The sequence below is a fragment of the Pokkaliibacter plantistimulans genome (assembly GCF_003194385.1).
In the GTDB taxonomy this organism is placed as follows: Bacteria; Pseudomonadota; Gammaproteobacteria; order Pseudomonadales; family Balneatricaceae; genus Pokkaliibacter; species Pokkaliibacter plantistimulans.
On record NZ_LAPT01000090.1, the window covers coordinates 1 to 18,693 of the forward strand.

The window sequence follows — 18,693 nt, forward strand, 5'->3', positions numbered from 1 at the left end:
GCCGGTTAGACCACTGGAGAACTATCACAACCCCTACCCATTTCTTGAACCAGCAGAGTCAACATGGGCTCTTCTAAATAGCTAACCAAAGCAAGGGGGGGGGGGGTGACATCAGTTATCCCCCCTTTTTCTTCTAAACTGAAAGCAATACACACAACTCTTATATTCCTTAAGTGTAGCGACTTGGTTTAAAACGAAGAACAATAGTTTCTCTTTTTAGCTATCCACGACAGGTAAAAAAAATAATACGGCGCGATGTATTTCACCCCTTTATATCGACCCTTATCTTTCGGAAGATCATCCATTACTAAAACTAAGCACACCATCTGTCAAAAATATATTTATACCAATTGACAATACAGTCTCAAAAATTGAACGTGCATACACTACCACCTATACCTGAATAAAGCTCTTATAATATCTGCGACCTCTATACATTTATTAAACTTCATTTCTAAAGACAATAGAGAGAATCTAAAATGAACGAAGAAAAAAGTGACCTAGCAAAATTTCAAGATTTCATGTTCGAGATGAGTGATGTGTTAGAGTCATTTATCTCTATAGCAAATATGAATGGCTATATTCTTGATTACTCTTTAAATAGTTTAGAAAATTTAGAGCACTTAATTGATAGTACTGAAGAAAAAAATGATAACTTTATGAACAGATGCGCCCGATATTTGGGTGAAGTATTCAGGAAAGAATTAGGGGGACACTGGGATATCGACTTAGAGAATCCAGTGAATTACTACTATAAGCTTCCGGTTATTGCTAAATTCAGTGCTACAGCGCCAGACTTAACCTTTTGCCCACTAATGATCATTAGAAATTATATGCTCCGAGGAAGAAGAGGTTTACTGTTAGGAGCATTAAATGCCAATCGATAGTTAAAGATGAGCATCATTACCATTGTTATATATATTCAGCAAACAAAGCTTTAAACTTCATACCCAAAATGGAGAAGATCAAAAATGAAAGTTATTATAAATGGAAAAGATATTAAAAGTGAGCATGATTTCCACAAACAGATAGCAGAAGCTTTAGACTTTCCAAAATACTATGGCTCAAACTTGGATGCTCTCTGGGATGTTTTAAGCACAGATATTGAAAGACCAATAACTCTTATATGGAAAGACGCAAAATATTCAAGAGTTGAATTAGATTCCTCATATGAGAAGATTATAAAAATTCTACAAAGGGTAGAAGAGCAAGATATAAATTTTGGATTTGAAGACCAATTCAAGTTAGTTCTTGAATAACAAAATATCTTCCAAAAGCAGCAGACAGAGCGGGATTAACTAGGCTAATTATTGTGGACACAGTTGCAGGCGACATGAAAATATGGAAAACTGGCGTCAAGGTATTTACAGTCGAACCTATGTTTAGCCAATATTAATAATCTGAAATTGAAAAATTAAATAGTTACCTGAGTTAAAATTATAACTCGGGTAACTCAGTACAAAAGAGACTAATAGTGAACGACTTAAATAAGGAAGGCTTACGGCTCCTTAACTATAGATGCAGAGTAGAAGACGAACCTTACAATATTGAACATCCAGATTGGAAAGAAATAGAAGAGGCTATCAACAAAGTAGTCCCCAATGGCGGTTTTTTGAAATTATATAACACGACCAAAAACGATGCATATATCCATCTCTTAGGAATAGATTCAATAGGTGGTCAATTCAGAATTGTTCTACTCACCAACTCAGATGATCACAAAAAGAGTATTCTAGAATGGTGGGAGCCTGAAGACTCACCTTTCAGAGGTAAGACTTTATTTGGTGACGACGCATGGGACAACCGAACAATTTGCACAAACATCAACACTGCTTATGAAATACTTAAAGAGTTCTATACGAAACAAGATTTAATAGAGGGTTTGGAAAACATGCGATCCACATGGGATATAAAACCATAACAAATGAGAACCCTTCGGCTTCTACAGTTAGAGAAGCCGAAGAAAAGCTCTAGCTCACAACAGCTGTTCTATAAAAAATTAAACACACAAATACGGCGCGATACGCTCCAGTACCTTTACTCCAATTCCCTTGACCTTTAACAGATCATCCAGCTTTTGATAGGGGCGATGGCGCACGATGTCATTGGCGAGACGTGGGGAAATACCTTTAACCTTGGTCAGTGCGGCAGGGTCTGCGGTATTGATGGAGCAGAGCTCGGGCTGAGCCTTGGGTTTGTCCGCTACCACGGCTTTCTTTTTGCTACTCGCCGCTGCTGTCTTACTGGCTACTTGCTCGATTGCCGGTTCAGGCGCTTCAGCTACTTCAGATACTGGGGCTGGTGCCGCTTCGACAGCATCTTCTTTGACTTCCATTTCAGTGCTTTCTGGCTGCGCTACTTCGGTTGCCTCGACAGTCGTAGTGACTTCAGCATCTGCAACGACCTCGACAGCCGGGAATGCAAACACCGGAGCAAGCAGATAATCGCGGGTGATATAGCCCTGTGTGGTCCACTCACGCAGCATCAGGTACTGATTAGGCAGGCTAGCAATAGAAGGCTCCAGTTGCAGAGTGACGTTCTGCCACTGCTGTCCACCACCCAGACATCCCAGACTGCGTTGCACCAGAAGCTCACCGGTGAAGCTGCCACCGCTATAGGGCGCTTCCAGCTGCCACAATTCCAGGCTCAGGCTACCGCTGAGGTTTTCTGGCTCACGAGGGTTAGCGACGGTGTCTACCTGCAAGAACTGCTGGCCATCTTTACTGACGCTCTGGCAACCACCCTGCAATGCCGGCTGGATAAAGGTCTGCAGCTGATCGAACGGGCACTCCTGCACGGTATCCCCTGCCGGAGAGACCAGTTGCAGCGCCAGCCGGTAAGCCTGACTGCCTGCGGGAGGGGCGGCCTCAACCGTTTGCTGCCAGTCCAGACTGCCTTGCGACAGGGCCTGCAGTTCAGTACTGGCAATCTGGATACCGTTACTGACCATGGCGACATCCTGCACAGACTCAACCACGCTGGCCAGCAAGCGGAGTGACCAGCCTTCGGCTAACGCCGCATCGCATTCAAAAGTACAACTCAACGCGACGACATCACCGCTGAACTGGTAGCCAAAGGGCTCGATGATGCGCACGGTATTCTGCTGTGGATTGGTCATTAGGGTCATTGGACTTCCTTTTGTCTTCGCTCCCACCTGAAAGTACTGCATCAAGGCAAGGCTCTAGGGGTTGTACGTAGTGGCCGAGTATAAGGGGTTCGCCGGGCAGAGCTAAATGCTGGCGTCAGTTTAGGTTGCAAAAATGACAAGTCGGGGACAATACAGTCCTTACTCTCGACAAGCCCCATTCATAAACAGGGCTAAGGTTTAACTGTGCAAGGATAAGGCCATAGGCTCAGTGTCGGCCTGATAGCAGCTCGGAAGGTGTGAGCGGATGCAGGGCTGCATCCGCCCGGAATATGTTCACGATCTGCCAGCTCGCGAGACCCTGAACACGTTCCGGGCCAGAATGATCCAGGATAGTGCAGAAATGGGTAAAGCAGGGTTAGCGGTTATTCGAGAGAAGTCCCATCGGCCCTTTTGGTCGCCGGAGTTTTATTGACTATTTCCAACAGCTTCCAGACATAGCGGGACTGATCTGCCGCCGGGTTTTCACGCAGGCCACGGTGTACTTTCAGGGTGTAGTAATAACCGGCCTGATAGATAAAGCCATCAATGCTGCCGTAGAACAGCGACCAGTCTTCCTTGGCGTCGTATTTCACTTCCATGCACAGCCCAGCGGCGACGCCCTGACAGGGTTTGGGGTGGTTGGACAGATAGATCACCATATCGCGCTCGGTGCCATCGTCCGTTTTGCTCTTGAACGGCTTGTACTCTGCCTTGGGCTGCTCTGCCTTGACCGTTTCAGCACTCTCGCTGCCTGAGCCCAGCCCGAAGCTTGGCATCTTCAGATTAAGGTTATCCATACAACCGGTCAGACTCAGCAACAACAGGCCCAACGTACCGGCTTGAACCACAACTCGCTTGCTTGTCATCAGTTTCATTCTTGCTCTCAAATCTTCTTTGGTGAGTTTGGCTGATTCCGGGGTGGCTGGAATTGTAGGGGAAATTGGCAGAGCTTGCCTCCCCTGCCCCACCCATATCCCAATAAGCATCGATCAGGAAGACAGCACCTGCTGGCCTTGAGTGCAGGTGCTGGTTTCAGCTCAGGCTGATGCTATTCGCCGTCACTCTCGGCGACACAGCTGGCCGCCATGCGTTTTGCACCAGCCAGATCCATCTTGCCTGTGCCCAGTCGAGGTAACGCCGCGACAGTAAACACCTGCGCAGGGATCATCAGCGGGTTGGCACCGGCTGCCAGCATTGCTGCCTTGACCGCACTCAGCTCCAGTGTCTGTTCCGTCAGCACCACCACCCGCTCGCCTTTGCGTTCATCCTTGATGGCCACGGCCACCAGCTCCAGTTCGGGCTGCTGCATGGCCTGCAGCAGGGTGTTCTCCACCACACTCAGGCTGATCATTTCACCACCGAGCTTGGCGAAGCGCGAGTAGCGGTCAACGATGGTGAGGAAGCCGTCGCTGTCCAGATGGCCCTTGTCACCCGTTACATACCAGCGCATGCCCTGCTCTTCGCGGATGACTGCCGCGGTTTTCTCAGGGTTATTGAGGTAACCCACCATCACCTGCGGCCCGCCTATGAGAATCATGCCGTCTGTTCCTGTAGGCAGCGCCTGCCAGGTTTCAGGATCGACAATCTTGATGCTGGTACCGGGCAGCGGCATGCCCACCGAACCCGCCTTACCACCGACTTGCACCTGCCAGTAGTGAGTGTCCAGTGCATCAGGCAGGTTCACCGCCGCGACCGGTGTCGTTTCCGTCGCGCCATACCCTTCCAGCACGCGCTTGTTGAACTTGAGCTGGAACGCATCACGCACCTCCGGGTTCAAACGTTCAGCGCCAGCCACCACGATCCGCAGGCTGTCCAGCATCAGCGGGTGCACCTTAGTATTACGGCAGTAGAGACGCAGGAAGGTGGATGTCGCGCACAACAGCGTCGCCTTATGACGGGCGATGGCCTTGGCCACCCCGGCCACATCAGTAGGGTCTGCATGGCAGACCACCGGGATGCCCTCCACCAGCGGCATAAACTGTGTCACGGTCAGGCCAAAAGCATGGAACAACGGCAATGAGGCCACCACCACGTCACGCTCCTGCGTGTTGAGCACATCGGAAACCTGTTTGACGTTGGTCATGATATTGCGATGGCTGAGGCAGATACCCTTGGGCGCCCCTTCACTGCCGCTGGAAAACAGGATAGCGGCGATATCCTGAGAGCGACGTGAACGGTTGAAGAAGCGCTTGAGTACAAAGCCCGGCAGTACTACGGCAGCAGCCAGACTGAACAGCGCCTCGGTCTTGCCGATCTGCTCTTTTAGTGACTCCAGATAGACGATCTTCAGCCCCTGCAGCACCGGCGTCACATCCATCCCTTTCTGTTCCAGACGGGACAGGAAGCGTTCAGAGGTTACCAGCGTGCGAATACCGGACTGTTCGATGGCCGATTTCAGCGCCTCGTGACTGGCCGTGTAGTTCAGGCAAACCAGTGTTTTGCCTGCCAGCAGTGCGGCCATATTGGCCAGCATGCCACCTGCGCTGGCAGGAATCAGCATGCCGATATGGTCGCCTTCACATTTGCGCAACCGCCGGGCCATGCACAGTGCCCCAGCCAGCGCGCGGTAGGCAGACAGCTCAACACCCTGGCTGTCGGCAATCGCCATCTGCTGGCCAAGGTGTTTGACGCCGTCGATCCAGCCTTCGGTCAGGGTGGGCAGCGAATCCACATGCTGCTCCCAGGAAGCGATGGAAATGTCGAACACGTGGCGCTTCAGCTCACTGGCCGTGGTTGTTCTGGGCAGCGGCTGGCCGAAGGCAACGATCAGGTCACGGTACATACCGGAGCGGCGGATGGCCTTGATATGGGCCGATGAACGGGAGAACTGGCTGCCCCACAGGCCACGCAGGTAGAAAGGTACTATTTGCAGATCCTGCTGGGCCAGCTGACAGGCGCGCTCATAGCCACGGCGAAACTCGCCCAGATGGCCATTACGACTGATAGCGCCTTCGGGAAACAGGCAGACCACTTCACCTTCATCCAGCAGCCTGGCCACCACTTCCAGCGAGGACTTGCTGCTGGCACCTGACTCGATAGGCACGCAGCCGAACAGACGGAAGAACCAGTTCAGATACCAGCGCTCATAGATGCTGCGTTGCATGACAAAACGCACCGGGCGCGGGCAGGCCGTCTGCACCACCGCCCAGTCAATCCAGCTGATGTGGTTACCCAGCAACAGCACTCCACCTTCTTCAGGGATGTTCTTCATGCCCTGCACTTCAATGCGATAACGCTGAGCCAGAATCCGTGACAGCAGGAAGCGCACCATACTCTGTGGCAGCATCAGCACGGTATAGATACCGCCCAGCAGGGCAATCACAGCGATGATGGTCAGCAAATGCTGGCTGCTGATGCCCAACAGGGCAAACAGCGCGGTCAGCACCAGAAAGGAGAACATGGCGATGTTCTGGAACAGGTTATTACCCGCCAGCACCTTGCCCAGTTCATGTTCACCGCTGTGGAACTGCACCAGTGCATTCAGCGGAACGATAAACAGGCCGCCCATCACCCCGATAAACAGGAAGTCTGCGGCAAAGGCCAGTGACGAACCCAGCTGCGGCAGGATCAGCAAACCGATGGCTATCCCGGCCGCACCGACCGGAATCAGGCCGCTTTCGATATAGTTGCGGGAAAAACGTGCGGCCAGACCGGCACCAATGGCAATCCCCACGCCGGTTACCGCCAGAATGCCCTGCAGCACGATGGTGTTGTCAATGCCTACCTTTTCCTTGGCGAAGGCCGGAAACGCCGCCAGCATGACCTGCCCAACCGACCAGAATACCGACAAGCCAATGATGGACAGACGTATCACCTTGCGGCTCAGCACTGGCTGCAGGTTTTCTGCCATCTTGCGCGGGTCAAATGCCTGCTGCAGGGTCAGGTGCTGGCTGTAATCAGGCTGCTCCAGCGCAGGCAGGCGGTACAGCAACAGCAGTTCCATCACGCTGCAGGCCACCAGAATCCAGCCCATGGGGGCCATGACCTGCACGATCTGTCCGGGAGTGGTCAGCTCGCTGCTATAGCGCCCTTCAAACAGGATGGAGAACACCAGCGTGCCCGCCAGAATGGAAATGATAGAGATGGCCTGCACCCGGCCATTGGCTTCGGCCAGATGTTCCTTACCGAACAGCGCCTTGATATAGCCAAACTTGGCCGGGGAGTACCAGGCAGACTGCACCCCCATCAGGAAGGTCATCACAAAGGCTGGCCAGAACAGGCCGAGGTAATAGAACAGGGTAATCGCCAGCGTCAGCCCGACAGCCGCCCATCCGGCCAGTCGCATCACCTGATGCTTGGGATACTTGTCGGAGTGAAAGCCGACGGGGATAAAGAACAGGATGTAAGGTAGCAGGATCAGGCCATTGATGATGGCGGTCAGAATGACCTGCTCGCTGCCGTCATACACCTTGAAGACGGTGTTCTGAATGGCGATCTTGTGCCCCAGATCGGTGAAGGCATTGAGAAACACCGCCACCAGAAACGGCACTGCGCCGAGTGTCCGCATCAGTGATTTCATAAGCTGTCCCTGAGTCGAGAGCAGCCATCAGATCAGGTCGGGTAATCCCGCATTACCACAGAGTTGACCCTGCTGATGTCTGCCCGGATAGCGATCAGTATCAATCGCCACCACTGGTTGGAAACCATCGCATCCTCGGATCAGTGCGGTTTCCATGCAACCTGATCCTTTCTTGTAGCGCACAGCACAACGAAAAGTAGCGTATATTGCTACCTTTCTGTTTCACCCGTCACTTTCCCCTGCCTGTTCATAATGAGATACCCCACCATGAGCCAGATCGATCTGCTACTGACCACGCTGAAACGTGAACTCAAGGCACATGGCAAGACCTATGCCGACGTGGCAATGACTCTGGAACTGAGTGAAGCGTCGGTAAAGCGGCTGTTTGCGGAGGGTAACTTTACTTTACAGAGGCTGGAAAAGGTATGTTTGCTGGTGGATATGAACCTCAGCGATCTGTCGCTCGCCGCCGCTCGCCAGCAACCCCAGCTGAACCAGCTGCAGCGCCAGCAGGAAGAGGAGATCGCTGCAGATTTGGTGCTGTTATTGGTCACGGTCAGCGTGATCAACGGTTTCAGCTTCGCCGATCTGCTTGAGCACTACACCATTGATGAGCACACCCTGATCCGCAAGCTGGCCCATCTGGACAGGCTAAAGCTGATCGAGCTGCTGCCCGGTAATCGTATCCGTCTCAAGGTGTCAGCCAATTTCGGCTGGATTGCCGACGGCCCGATACAACGCTTTTTTCAGGAGAAGGTGGCACAGGATTTCTTTCAGTCGCGCTTTGATCGCCCCAGCGAGAAGCTGATTGTACTGAACGGCCTGCTGAGTGACGGTGGCAATATCGAGCTGCAACGGCGTATGCAGCAGCTGGCAGAGGAGTTCAATGCGACCATGCACCGCGACGCCGAGCTGCCCATGGCCAAGCGTCACGGCAATACCATGGTGATTGCCATCCGCCAGTGGCACTACAGCCTGTTCCGGCGTTTCAGCCGTTAGGACCTGCTGATGATCTGCGTGTTAGTCTCCCTCCACTGACAGACGCCCGTGTATGTGATCGTAGCGACATCTCGGCGGCAGACTACGCATCAGGCGTCTATGCTGACGCAATACTGGCAATTACTGTCACTGGCTGCGGTGTGATCGACACTATACTGCCATCATTCAGGGATAGCTTGTCATCACATTCACCCCGAGGCGGTTTAACAGGCTGTTGAAAAGCGTTATCGAGGCAGCCGAGACAAGGAAAAAACAGGCGAAAAAGCGGAGTTTAGTGGACTAAATGAGCATTTTGAGCCTGTTTTTGACGCGGTATTCGGCAACGCAGATAGATTTTCAACGACCTGTTAAAGCTGGCGGATCACTTCAGCACACCTGCCCCACTCACAAGGCTCCGATACCTGCCATGCATCGTCGTTTGCTGTTACAGCATTTTGCTGGTCTGGGTTCTGCGCTGTGTTGCCCTGCATTAGTGCATGCAAGCACCACAACACGCCCTGTTCTGTCCTTTGTCTTCAGCCGTAAGCGCGAAGACCCCCGTACCCAATGGTTGATCGCGGTGTACACCGAGGCGCTCGATGCCCTCGGCTATGACTTTCTGTTTGTCGAAGTCCCTGCCAATCGTGCAACGGAAATGAGCCGCAGCGGCGAAGTAGACGGCGAGCTGGGTCGGGTGTACCGCTTTGCTGATCTCTATCCTGAGCTGATTCGGGTGGAAACGGCCAACAACCCGGTGCGCTTCGCAGCATTCAGCCTCGACGCCAGCGACACTATCCGGCAGTGGTCCGACCTCAAAACACTCTCAGGCGTTGTTGATTGCCGTCAGGGTATCAAGGAAATCGAACAGGCACTGAATCTGCACTTGCCGGGCCACGTGGGGTACGTCAAAACCATTGAGCAAGGGCTGCTGAAATTGCAGGAAGGTCGTTCCAGACTGTTCCTCGATGTGGAAGAGGCAGTCTATGACTATATGTGCACCGATCAGGGCTATGCCGCGCTGAAAACCGGTGCCTTTATCTATGAAGCAGGCGTGCCGGAAGCCACCACCGGGCATTGCTACCTCAACCGCGCCAGACATGAAGCTCTGGCAGCGCCGCTCGCAACCGTACTGCTACAGATGAAGGAAGCCGGGCGGCATCAGCTGTTGCTGGCCAAAGCCCTGGCGGCGGCGGGCTATCATGACAAGCCCGTATTTGGCGAGCGGCCACCGGTCTGAGGGCGTGCCGTGATATGGCAGCCCAGCCGTGGCGCAACAGGCTGCTTTAACTGCTTTGCTCCATCAGCTGCTGTAGTCGTTGCAGATCTTCCCTAACCCAGCGGGCATCACGCTCATAGTCCTCATCGCTCATCCAGGGCTGGCGAATCAGGCTGAGTACGACACTGCATCCCTGACCTGACAGGGAGCACACTCGCATCGGCACATACACTTCATTGCCATCGGGCAACACTACCCAGTGATCCACCACCCCGAAGGGATTACTGCGACTGTAACGTACCAACACCCGCCCCGCAGGCGCCTCCACCCACCAATGGCTGGTGTTGTCATCGCCCGGCCCGGCGCTTTCCAGATGCGAACGACTCAGACCACTGGCCCATAGTGGCAGATTGGCGGGCTCCACCAGAAAGGCGTAAACCTTGTCGAAACTCGCGTCGATGATCACGCTGATATGCTGTACTGCCTCTGTCACAATGTTTACCTCTCAATGACTAACCCTCACCCGCAGCCCATCCGAAGTGCCCCTGACTCGCCGATGTCAACACTTTACAAGCTCAGCACCTTGCCAATCTTGTCAGCAACAGATAAAGCTGCCCCGTGCAGATTCCCTTGCAGATCAATTACCAGTAAACAAGAGCGGCAGGCATTAATCTTGCTGATCAATCTGCAGTGCCGACTTTATATGCACCTCGATAACGTCAAACACTGGATTTAAGGAAACTGACTATGTCTCTGACCGAGCTGGACCCCCAGTACGACTTTGTCGAAATCAGCCATCTGCTCAATACCCTCTACGCCGAGCTGTTTGGCGAAGAGCGCTGTTATGACGAACGTCAGCTGGCGGAAATACAGCGGCAGTGGGTGAATCGTCGCCCCAGCCACTGGGCATTCAAGTGGGAGGAAGGCCACGAAGCGGTTGCCTTTGTTACCCTCAACGAGTGTTTCTCCTTCTTCGCCAAAGGTGCCTACGGCATCATCAACGAGCTCTGGATTCATCCGCTGTGGCGCAATCAGGGCCTGGGTGCCCGGGTTCTGGAAGAGATTCGGGTGCTCGGTCAGCAGCGCGGCTGGAAGCGTATTGACGTATCCGCTCCTGCCGACCCACGCTGGCAACGCAGCTTTGATTTCTACCAGAAGAATGACTTCGTCTTTTCTGGCAAAAAGCTCCGCACCTGGCTACCTGAAGGCTGACACGGCGATGGCAGACCACACCCGGCCAGTAACGCACACCCCACATGAGGCTAAAGGACTGGGCGCTACAACCGATAAAGCATGAGCTACACTTGAGAATGCCTCGTCGCCCCAGCCCATGCTGGCGGCAGCGCTGCACTGCAATACAAGAACAGCTGACAGCAAGAGAGTCGTCGCCATGCAGAACCTGACCTATCCCCCGTCATCACAGCCAAGTCCGTTTATCCTCCGACATCTGGCCTGAGTGACGCGGCCCATGGCAGAGATTCCCGGCCAGCGCTCTTCGCACCTTCACGAGCCCCAGCAGGACAACAGCGACGGCATCAGTCTGCATGGTGAAACCATTCTGGTGGTAGACAGCCAGCTGCCGATGATTCAGCTGATCAAGGACATTCTGCGCCGCGGTGGCGCGACCTCCTTTTACGATACCGACAACTTCGCCACCGCCCTGCGCTTGCTGAAAAAGCACAAGCCAGGTCTGGTGATCTGTGACTTTGAAGTCCGTGACCCGAAGCACAAGGGCCAGACATTATTGGTAGAGGCCCGACGTCAGCAATGGCTGTCCCACACCACCGCCTTCATCTACCTGCTCAGTGAATCCAGCGAACGGATGATGAATGCTGCGCTGGAAGACTCACCTGATGACTGGATGAGCAAGCCGGTCAACAGCAAGGAGCTGCTGGACAAAGTCTTGCTGCAACTCCAGCAGCGGCAACTGCTGGCGCCCGCCCTGCTGGCACTGGATCAGGGCCAGCGGACCACCGCCATCGACTGGCTGCAACACCATCTGCCTGCACTGCAGAACTCCAGCTCACCGGGGTTATGGATGCGCGCCGAGCGCCTGCTGGGCCGTATGCTGCTGAAGAATAATCAGCTGACTGAGGCAGAGCAGCATTACCGGCAGATGATCCGCCATTCTCACCCTGTGCCCTGGGGCCATCTGGGTCTGGCCATCTGCCTGCATCTGCAGGATCGCAACGACGAAGCACGCGATGCGTTCAGTGCATTACTGCCCCATCCCTTTCTCGCAGCAGAAGCCTACGACTGGCTCAGCCGCATGCATTGCTGCGAACGTCAGTTCGAGCTGGCGCAAATGGCCATGTCACTGGCCTGCCAGCACAATCCCCAGTCAGCGTTTAAGCAGAGCCAGCTGGGCTTTGTTGCCTTCATGAACGGACAGAATGGTCTGGCGGAAAAAGCCTTTCGCAGCGTGGCCTGGAACCATCGCAACCTGACCAAAGCGGATGCCGGGCTCTATCAGCAGCGGGTCTGGGATAACGGTGACGGCGGTGCTGGCCAGAGTGGCTCTACCGCTTATCTGCCCAGCCCGGAAGCCGTTGGCCAGACCGATGGCCTGATGCTGGTGGTCAAGGCACTGGAGGAGAAAGAGCCGGACAACGCCCAGGTTCAGCTCAAAGTCATGCTGGTCGAGTCGGTTCTGGCTCAGGAAGAACTGGACGATGAGCGCGTAGCTGCCCTGGCTGAAGCCATGATCGACTATTACCTGATGCTTGATGCCTTCAGCCAGCTGAAGGAGCGCAACCAGCTGAGCAGCCACTTTCGCTTACTGGGCCGCGATTTTCACACCGAGCTGGCCGCCGCATTAGCCTATCGCGCCAGCCTGTCTGCCGAAGAACTGGAGGCACTGCGGGCCAAATATCAGCGCAAGCGCACTGGTCACTCCTTGCGCAATAAGATACTGCACCAGCAACAGCGCCAGCGCAGTGCCCGTCAGCTGCGCCAGATGCATCTACAGCAACTGCAGGATGCAGAGAAACAGGTGCTGCACGACATTTTTATCGATGCCCGCCGCGACGTGCCGATGCCGGACAAACGCCCGGCAGCCACCACAGAGCTGGATGAAGAGCTGGTGCGCCAGGTGCGGGAAAGTATGGACCCGTCACTCAGCCAGGTATTGCTTGATGAGCTGTCACGGGAAGCTGCGCGCGATGATCCGCTGTGGGTCAGCAGCGTGCAGGACGCCTTCAGGCAACGCTGCAAAAATGAGCTGGAATACCGCATCGAACGTAACCTGTTGCGAAAAAAGCAGGCCATGGCCGCTGTCCACTATCTGCCGTTGCTACCGGTGAGCATTCAGGAGCAGCCACGTCCGCACTGGTCGAAGGAGTTAACCAGCGCTGTGCTGGACTATGCCCGCGAGCGCTACGAGCCCGCCTTTTTCAGTCTGCTGAAAGTCATCAAACAAGGCGGCGACGACGTCACCATTCAGCTCAACATGGTGCAAGCAGGGATCGGCGCCTGCCGTGAGGGGTCGCCCAAGGCCAAGCAGATAATCAATATTTGTCTGTTTTACCTGCGCCCGTTGATGGGCCTGACGCCCACCATGGCGTTACCGCAACGCCAGCGTTTTACCAGCCTGACTCAGGCGCTGCGGATGACCGATGAGATGGCGATCAGTATGGCAGAAACCTGACGATCAGGAGTTTGTCGGACTTGACTGGCTGTGACGCGGAAACGTCCGTTTATGGCAGTTTTAGTCCTCTCTTGCGGCGAATAGTGGTTCTGCTCAACGAAAGAGAGGGTGCAATATGACCAAAATCGGCGTTACCGCAGCAGGCCCGCGTTAAGTCCGGCATGCTCCCGGCCAACTGATTGCATCAACGCTGCACAAAACAGCTGAAATAGCCGGGTTTGACGGATATGCTGCAACAGATGGCAACAGACCATCTGATGACGAATGTGTTGTCGAGAAGTACCAATCAGGGATTACGGAATTACCGCATGTCAGAACCAACCGTTCGTGAAGTCGCTACTGCTGAGCTAGTCAGTGGTTGGAATGATCTCAAGGACAGCATTATCAACTTCATTCCCAGCTCGCTGGTGGATGAAAAGATTCTGATCGTCGATACCCATGCGCCCATGATCAACCTGATCAAGGACATGCTTCGTCGCGGTGGTGCCAGCAAGCTGTACGATGCCGACAACTACTCTCAGGCCATCCGCCTGCTGAAAGAAAACCGTTTTGCTCTGGTGATCTGCGACTTTGAACTGCGTGGCGCCCAAAGCAACGGCCACTCTTTACTGGTGGATGCCAGACGGCAAAAGCTGCTGCCCTACTCCACGTCCTTTATCGTGCTATCCAGCGAAGCCAGTGAACGCATGATGTTTGCCGCGCTGGAAGAGTCGCCGGATGACTACATTCACAAGCCCATCAATGCCAAGGATCTGATTGACCGGATCATCCGCATTGCCAACGTCCGCTCGGTGTTCAAGCCCGCCTTTGACGATCTGGACAACCACAACGAACGTGCTGCGGTGTCCTGGCTGCGCAAGAAAATTACCCAGCTCAAAACCCCCAGTCTGGCCATGACCGGCGACCGTCTGCTCGGCCGCATTCTGATCGAGTCGGCCCTGTATAAAGAGGCCGATCTGCATTATCGCGAGATGGAAGGCAAGGACTACCCGGTGCCCTGGGCTACCATGGGTAAAGGCATCGCCAACTTCTTTCTCGGCCGTCTGCCCGATGCCAAACGCTGCTTTGCCGAACTGTTGAATCAACGCTTTCTGGCACTGGAAGCCTACGACTGGCTGGCCCGTATCCACTGTCTGGAGCAGGACTACGATCTGGCCCAGTACGCCATGGAGCTGGCGTCCAGCCTCAGCCCACTATCGATGCACAAACAGAGTCTGCTTGGCCACGTGGCCTTCCTCAATGGCCAGTACGGGGTCGCAGAACGCGCCTTCCGCAGCATTATCTATGGCCATAAAAATATTGCTGTGGTCGATTCGGACCTCTACCGGCGTATCGTTTGGGGCCATAAGAAAAACACCCGTACACCGACCGAAGAGGATGTCGGCAGCCTCGACAAGATGAGCAAAACCCTGCAGGTGCTGTCTGACAAGTACCCGCGCAATGCCGACCTGCAGATCAAATCGAGCATCATCGAAGCCACCGTGGCGGTCGAACAGGGTGATGAGAAAAGAGCGCATGAGTTGACAGACGTTTTGCTGGAGTACTACCTCAAGCTCGAAGTAGCCAACCAGTTTGCTGACGAGGCGCTTCTGAAGGCGCACTTCCGTCACCTTGGTCGCGACTTTGCTCAGGAGCTGGAAAACCTGATCAAATCACGGGAAAACCTGTCGCAGGAAGCGCTGCAAGCGCTGTCTGGCGCCCGTAAAACCAAGCTGGAAAAACGCCTGCAATCCCATCACGAAGTGAAAGGACGACAGGAAAAATCCCGGCAGAAGCTGAAAAATGCCCGGCAGTTGAGGCAACTGCACGAACAGCAGTACAAGGATGCCGAGCAGGAAGTTAAAAAAGACCTCTATATCGAGGCACAGCGCTCCACACCCCGACTGAAAGGCAATCAGCCGCTTACCAGCGAGGAATGGGAAAAAAAGGTCAACAAGAAATACGGCCAGTTGGTCAACGAAGAGCTGGAGCTGCGCATCGAACGCAAGCTGACCAAGAAGAGTCAGGCGATGGCCGCCATTGCCAATGTCGCCATGATGCCCATCGAAGTACACAAGGTTGATTACAACCAGTCATGGCATGAGCTGGTCGAAAAAGGCATGAACGAATACGGCAAGGAACAGTTTGAGGCGTCTTTCTTTACCCTGCTGCGTGCAGTCAAGGAGGGCGGTGAGCGTCTGGAGATCAAGCTGAACATGGTCCAGGCGGGCGTCAGTGCCTGTCGTGAAGGCACCTTCAAGGAAAAACAGATCTTCAATATCTGCCTGTTCTACATGCGCCCACTGGTGAAGATCGTCAAGAACATGACGGCCCACCAGCGCGAACGCTTTCTGACCATTACCCAGGCGCTCAAAGCCATTGATGACAAACTGGAAGTGCACAAAGTCTGACCTGAGCCGTAGCTGCGGATCAGGTATGACACTTGCAGTCAGGTATGACACTTGCGATCAGTTATTCAGACTTTAGAGAACAGCTTGTCCCTGCCTGCTTTCAGGTGCAGGTGCAGGTGCAGGTGCAGCGCCAACGGACTCAGCACTGACACCACTTACAGCGATATTGGATGCGGCATCGCTACCGCGCACACCCGGAAGAGGATTCAGCCATGGGAATGGTACGCTCCAGCAGTCCTTCAATGCATGACGCACCCCGTGATCGAACCAGTGCATCCAGACTCCCTCCTCTGCCCCTCGACCTGCGCGCCGCTGATGACGATGACCGCCAGTACGCCCATGATCTGACCTACAACAATATGCGGCGCTACTACGTGCAGTACGGCATCGAATGGAGCACCAAGGTGTATTTCCAGCAGTGGCCCTGCACGGCCAATTTCATTCTGCTCGACAGTACCGTGACACCAGCAAAAACCGCCGGGTTGCTGCGCCTGCAGATCGTCAAGCCCTGGACTTATCTGTGGGACCTGCAAATTGAGCCGGCCTATCAGCGGCGGGGAGTCGGTAAGGAAGCATTGCAACGCAGTATGTGGCTGGCTCGCCATACCGGCTGCAGCCTGTTCCGCCTGCGCGTGTTCAAATCCAACCCGGCACTGCAACTCTATCTGCGCTACGGTCTGGAGATCGTTCGGGATGAAGACAGCGTGTATATGATGGAAAAGCTGCTGCCTGCGGTGGTGGCGGAGCATGCTGACAAGAACGTCTGACAGGTATCGAAGCCGATACCTGTCAGGGCCTTTTGTCAGCAACTGAACCGATCAGGCCTGCTCCAGCACCCGCAGAGAAACACTGACCACCCAGTCCGCGACATCCTGCCGATACGCCTGCATGTGCGCAGCCACACTGTGCGCCTGCAGATGGGCTTCAGACTCCCAGCGCTCAATCATGATCACCGAATTAGCATCCTGATCGAATTTGCCTGCCGGAGCATCGATATCGATATAAGGCCCGTACTCGATACAGCCTTCCTCTTCCAGCACCAGCGGCACCAGTTGCTTCATGCGCTGCAGGAAGGCGTCGCGGCTGTGCTCGCGCAAAGTAATAGTGGCAATAACGGCGATCATGGAATGTCCTTTCAATGGCACCTGATGGGATAACTGAGCCAGCTTTTTAATGGCAGTAGGCAGCGTTCTCAACCACACCTTTGACATGCACGGTAGCGCCCGGGCGGATGACAAACTCGCTCAGCCCCACATGGGATGCACTGCCCCAGTCGTAGGTATAACCCAGACGGGTCCAGGGGTAACCCTTGTCACCGTAGGAACTGGCGCGCAGCTGATTGAACCAAGCCTTGTACTCATTACTGATCGCAATATAGGGCGACGAAGGAAAGTCGACCTCTGCCTCATGGTCGGAAATCTCTGAATCCGGTGCAGGGCGGAACATATCCTTGGGCTGCACCCACAGCTCCACAAAGCGCGTCTTGCCATTGTGTGGCGGCAGGCCCAGCAGCTGCTCCAGTCGCAGCGCGTCACTGTTCTTGCGGCAGAACTGCTGCAGTTGAGGCGCCGCAGTGACCCAGATTTCCCGGCTCAACTGCTGATCGGTGTCCACCTGAGTGTCATAACCATTCCATGCCGTCCAGGTCACCATCAGCACATGGGACTGATCGTTATCCCACACCAACGCACGATTGCCCGGCACAATGGCAGTCAGGTTTCTGGAGATTTCGCCCGGCTCTGCCACGGCGGCGTCCTGCACTGCAGCCTGATAGGCCGCCTGCAACTGCGGGTCTGACATGGTGCGATAGGACTGCCCGGCGCACCCGGCAAGGGCCAGTGCGATACCACTCAGGGCCAGACCGCGCAGACTGAAAACGCTGATCGTTGATGACCTCATCCTTAATCTCCTCATCGTTGACCTGACATGTGACCACTCTTTAACACGCCAGCTTTCTCATAAAAAACCTGTGAAAAGAATAAACAGCACCGTGCTATCTTCAATGATTTATTTTGCTCCCACCTTATCCCTGACCGAGGCCTCTCATTACCATGAGCACTTCCCCCGCCAGCCAGCACAGTGAAGCCGTATTCAGCATTTCCACTGACAGGCAGCAGCTTGATCTGGATGTGATCTATCGCTTTCTGAGTGAGGAATCGGCCTGGGCCAGAGGCATTGACCGACGTCGCGTGGAGCGTTCCATCGAGCACTCCCTGTGTTTTGGTGGCTATCTTGGCAATCAGCAGATTGCTTTTGCCCGAGTGATTTCTGACTTCGCCACCTTTGCCAATCTGGTTGATGTTTTTGTGTTGCCTGAATTCCGCGGTCGTGGCTACAGCAAACAGCTGATGGCAGCGGTGTTTGAACATGATGATTTACAGCAGTTGCGGCGCTTTACCCTCGCCACCAGTGACGCGCACGGGCTGTACAGCCAGTACGGTTTTACGACCCCAGCCAAACCCCAGACCCTGATGGAACGCTATGATCCGCTGATCTACAGCCGCTGACGCCTTACGTCATAAATGGTCAATCGGCCCTCGCCAGCCAGCAGTGGCGAAGGCCGCATCTGCATGTATCTGCGCGCCGTGGTGCATGCGTGTATCGAGAAGACGGACTATTCCATCCCTGCGGAATTGGAGAAGAAACTCCATCCAGTACCAATAGGCATCAAGGGTTCGCTTACTGTATCGATGTACCATCATGTTTTCTGGACAGGTATGAGAAACGGAGGGAGTCACCATGCTGAGTATCTCATCCTTGAAAAATTTGGAAGAAGGTATACCTTTTGGATGATGCGTTGTTGATTTAAATACCTTT

General features: G+C 54.2%; 18 protein-coding genes. 10 read left to right on the forward strand and 8 right to left on the reverse strand.

Annotation, left to right across the window (positions count from 1 at the left end):
* Nucleotides 1-479: 479 nt before the first annotated feature.
* From WH50_RS17795 to WH50_RS17805, 3 genes are all read left to right on the forward strand, one after another.
* A complete protein-coding gene (locus WH50_RS17795) occupies nt 480-887 on the forward strand; it encodes a hypothetical protein (RefSeq protein WP_110188670.1) in 408 nt (135 codons plus the stop codon).
* 84 nt (nt 888-971) lie between these two features.
* Complete coding sequence (locus tag WH50_RS17800) at nt 972-1,259, forward strand: barstar family protein (protein ID WP_110188672.1); 288 nt, start codon at nt 972-974, stop codon at nt 1,257-1,259.
* Between the two features lie 215 nt (nt 1,260-1,474).
* A complete protein-coding gene (locus tag WH50_RS17805) occupies nt 1,475-1,921 on the forward strand; it encodes a DUF6911 family protein (RefSeq protein WP_110188673.1) in 447 nt (148 codons plus the stop codon).
* 78 nt (nt 1,922-1,999) lie between these two features.
* Here the strand turns inward: WH50_RS17805 and WH50_RS17810 are convergent, their stop codons facing one another.
* The 4 genes from WH50_RS17810 to WH50_RS27175 all read right to left on the reverse strand — a co-directional run bounded on the left by WH50_RS17810 (nt 2,000) and on the right by WH50_RS27175 (nt 7,802).
* Nucleotides 2,000-3,127 carry a ComEA family DNA-binding protein gene (locus WH50_RS17810; RefSeq protein ID WP_165838464.1) on the reverse strand — a complete coding sequence of 376 codons (1,128 nt, stop codon included), beginning with the start codon at nt 3,125-3,127 and terminating at the stop codon, nt 2,000-2,002.
* Between the two features lie 383 nt (nt 3,128-3,510).
* Nucleotides 3,511-4,002, reverse strand: coding sequence for a DUF4377 domain-containing protein (locus WH50_RS17815; protein ID WP_165838465.1), 492 nt, complete (start codon nt 4,000-4,002; stop codon nt 3,511-3,513).
* Between the two features lie 173 nt (nt 4,003-4,175).
* A complete protein-coding gene (locus tag WH50_RS17820) occupies nt 4,176-7,646 on the reverse strand; it encodes an acyl-[ACP]--phospholipid O-acyltransferase (RefSeq protein ID WP_110188678.1) in 3,471 nt (1,156 codons plus the stop codon).
* Nucleotides 7,647-7,673: 27 nt separating this feature from the next.
* The gene (locus WH50_RS27175; protein ID WP_279305945.1) at nt 7,674-7,802 is read right to left on the reverse strand and encodes a hypothetical protein; all 129 of its coding nucleotides are present in this window, start codon (nt 7,800-7,802) and stop codon (nt 7,674-7,676) included.
* Nucleotides 7,803-7,913: 111 nt separating this feature from the next.
* Here WH50_RS27175 and WH50_RS17825 point away from each other — a divergent pair, with 111 nt between their 5' ends.
* Both WH50_RS17825 and WH50_RS17830 read left to right on the forward strand, forming a co-directional pair.
* The gene (locus tag WH50_RS17825; protein WP_110188680.1) at nt 7,914-8,645 is read left to right on the forward strand and encodes a helix-turn-helix domain-containing protein; all 732 of its coding nucleotides are present in this window, start codon (nt 7,914-7,916) and stop codon (nt 8,643-8,645) included.
* A 406-nt stretch (nt 8,646-9,051) separates the two neighbouring features.
* On the forward strand, nt 9,052-9,861 hold the full coding sequence (locus tag WH50_RS17830) for a type 2 periplasmic-binding domain-containing protein (protein ID WP_110188682.1): 810 nt from the start codon (nt 9,052-9,054) through the stop codon (nt 9,859-9,861).
* 46 nt (nt 9,862-9,907) lie between these two features.
* On the opposite strand, the gene WH50_RS17835 is transcribed toward WH50_RS17830, so the two are convergent.
* Nucleotides 9,908-10,333 (reverse strand): hypothetical protein, encoded by a 426-nt coding sequence (locus WH50_RS17835; protein WP_207780376.1) that lies wholly within the window; start codon nt 10,331-10,333, stop codon nt 9,908-9,910.
* A gap of 254 nt (nt 10,334-10,587) precedes the next feature.
* Between WH50_RS17835 and WH50_RS17840 the strand changes: the two genes are divergently transcribed.
* From WH50_RS17840 to WH50_RS17855, 4 genes are all read left to right on the forward strand, one after another.
* Nucleotides 10,588-11,052 carry a GNAT family N-acetyltransferase gene (locus WH50_RS17840; protein ID WP_110188684.1) on the forward strand — a complete coding sequence of 155 codons (465 nt, stop codon included), beginning with the start codon at nt 10,588-10,590 and terminating at the stop codon, nt 11,050-11,052.
* 256 nt (nt 11,053-11,308) lie between these two features.
* Nucleotides 11,309-13,486: a response regulator gene (locus WH50_RS17845; RefSeq protein ID WP_110188685.1), complete on the forward strand. Its 2,178-nt coding sequence runs from the start codon at nt 11,309-11,311 to the stop codon at nt 13,484-13,486.
* Nucleotides 13,487-13,794: 308 nt separating this feature from the next.
* On the forward strand, nt 13,795-15,876 hold the full coding sequence (locus tag WH50_RS17850) for a response regulator (RefSeq protein ID WP_165838466.1): 2,082 nt from the start codon (nt 13,795-13,797) through the stop codon (nt 15,874-15,876).
* Nucleotides 15,877-16,088: 212 nt separating this feature from the next.
* Nucleotides 16,089-16,643 (forward strand): GNAT family N-acetyltransferase, encoded by a 555-nt coding sequence (locus tag WH50_RS17855; RefSeq protein WP_165838467.1) that lies wholly within the window; start codon nt 16,089-16,091, stop codon nt 16,641-16,643.
* 51 nt (nt 16,644-16,694) lie between these two features.
* Here the strand turns inward: WH50_RS17855 and WH50_RS17860 are convergent, their stop codons facing one another.
* Nucleotides 16,695-17,000: a putative quinol monooxygenase gene (locus WH50_RS17860; protein WP_110188687.1), complete on the reverse strand. Its 306-nt coding sequence runs from the start codon at nt 16,998-17,000 to the stop codon at nt 16,695-16,697.
* Between the two features lie 46 nt (nt 17,001-17,046).
* Nucleotides 17,047-17,775 (reverse strand): hypothetical protein, encoded by a 729-nt coding sequence (locus WH50_RS17865; RefSeq protein ID WP_110188688.1) that lies wholly within the window; start codon nt 17,773-17,775, stop codon nt 17,047-17,049.
* 152 nt (nt 17,776-17,927) lie between these two features.
* On the opposite strand from WH50_RS17865, the gene WH50_RS17870 reads away from it, so the two are divergent.
* The gene (locus WH50_RS17870) at nt 17,928-18,383 is read left to right on the forward strand and encodes a GNAT family N-acetyltransferase (protein WP_110188689.1); all 456 of its coding nucleotides are present in this window, start codon (nt 17,928-17,930) and stop codon (nt 18,381-18,383) included.
* 9 nt (nt 18,384-18,392) lie between these two features.
* Here WH50_RS17870 and WH50_RS26675 read toward each other — a convergent pair.
* On the reverse strand, nt 18,393-18,693 hold a 301-nt coding region (locus tag WH50_RS26675; RefSeq protein ID WP_207780377.1), incomplete at its 5' end, for a hypothetical protein.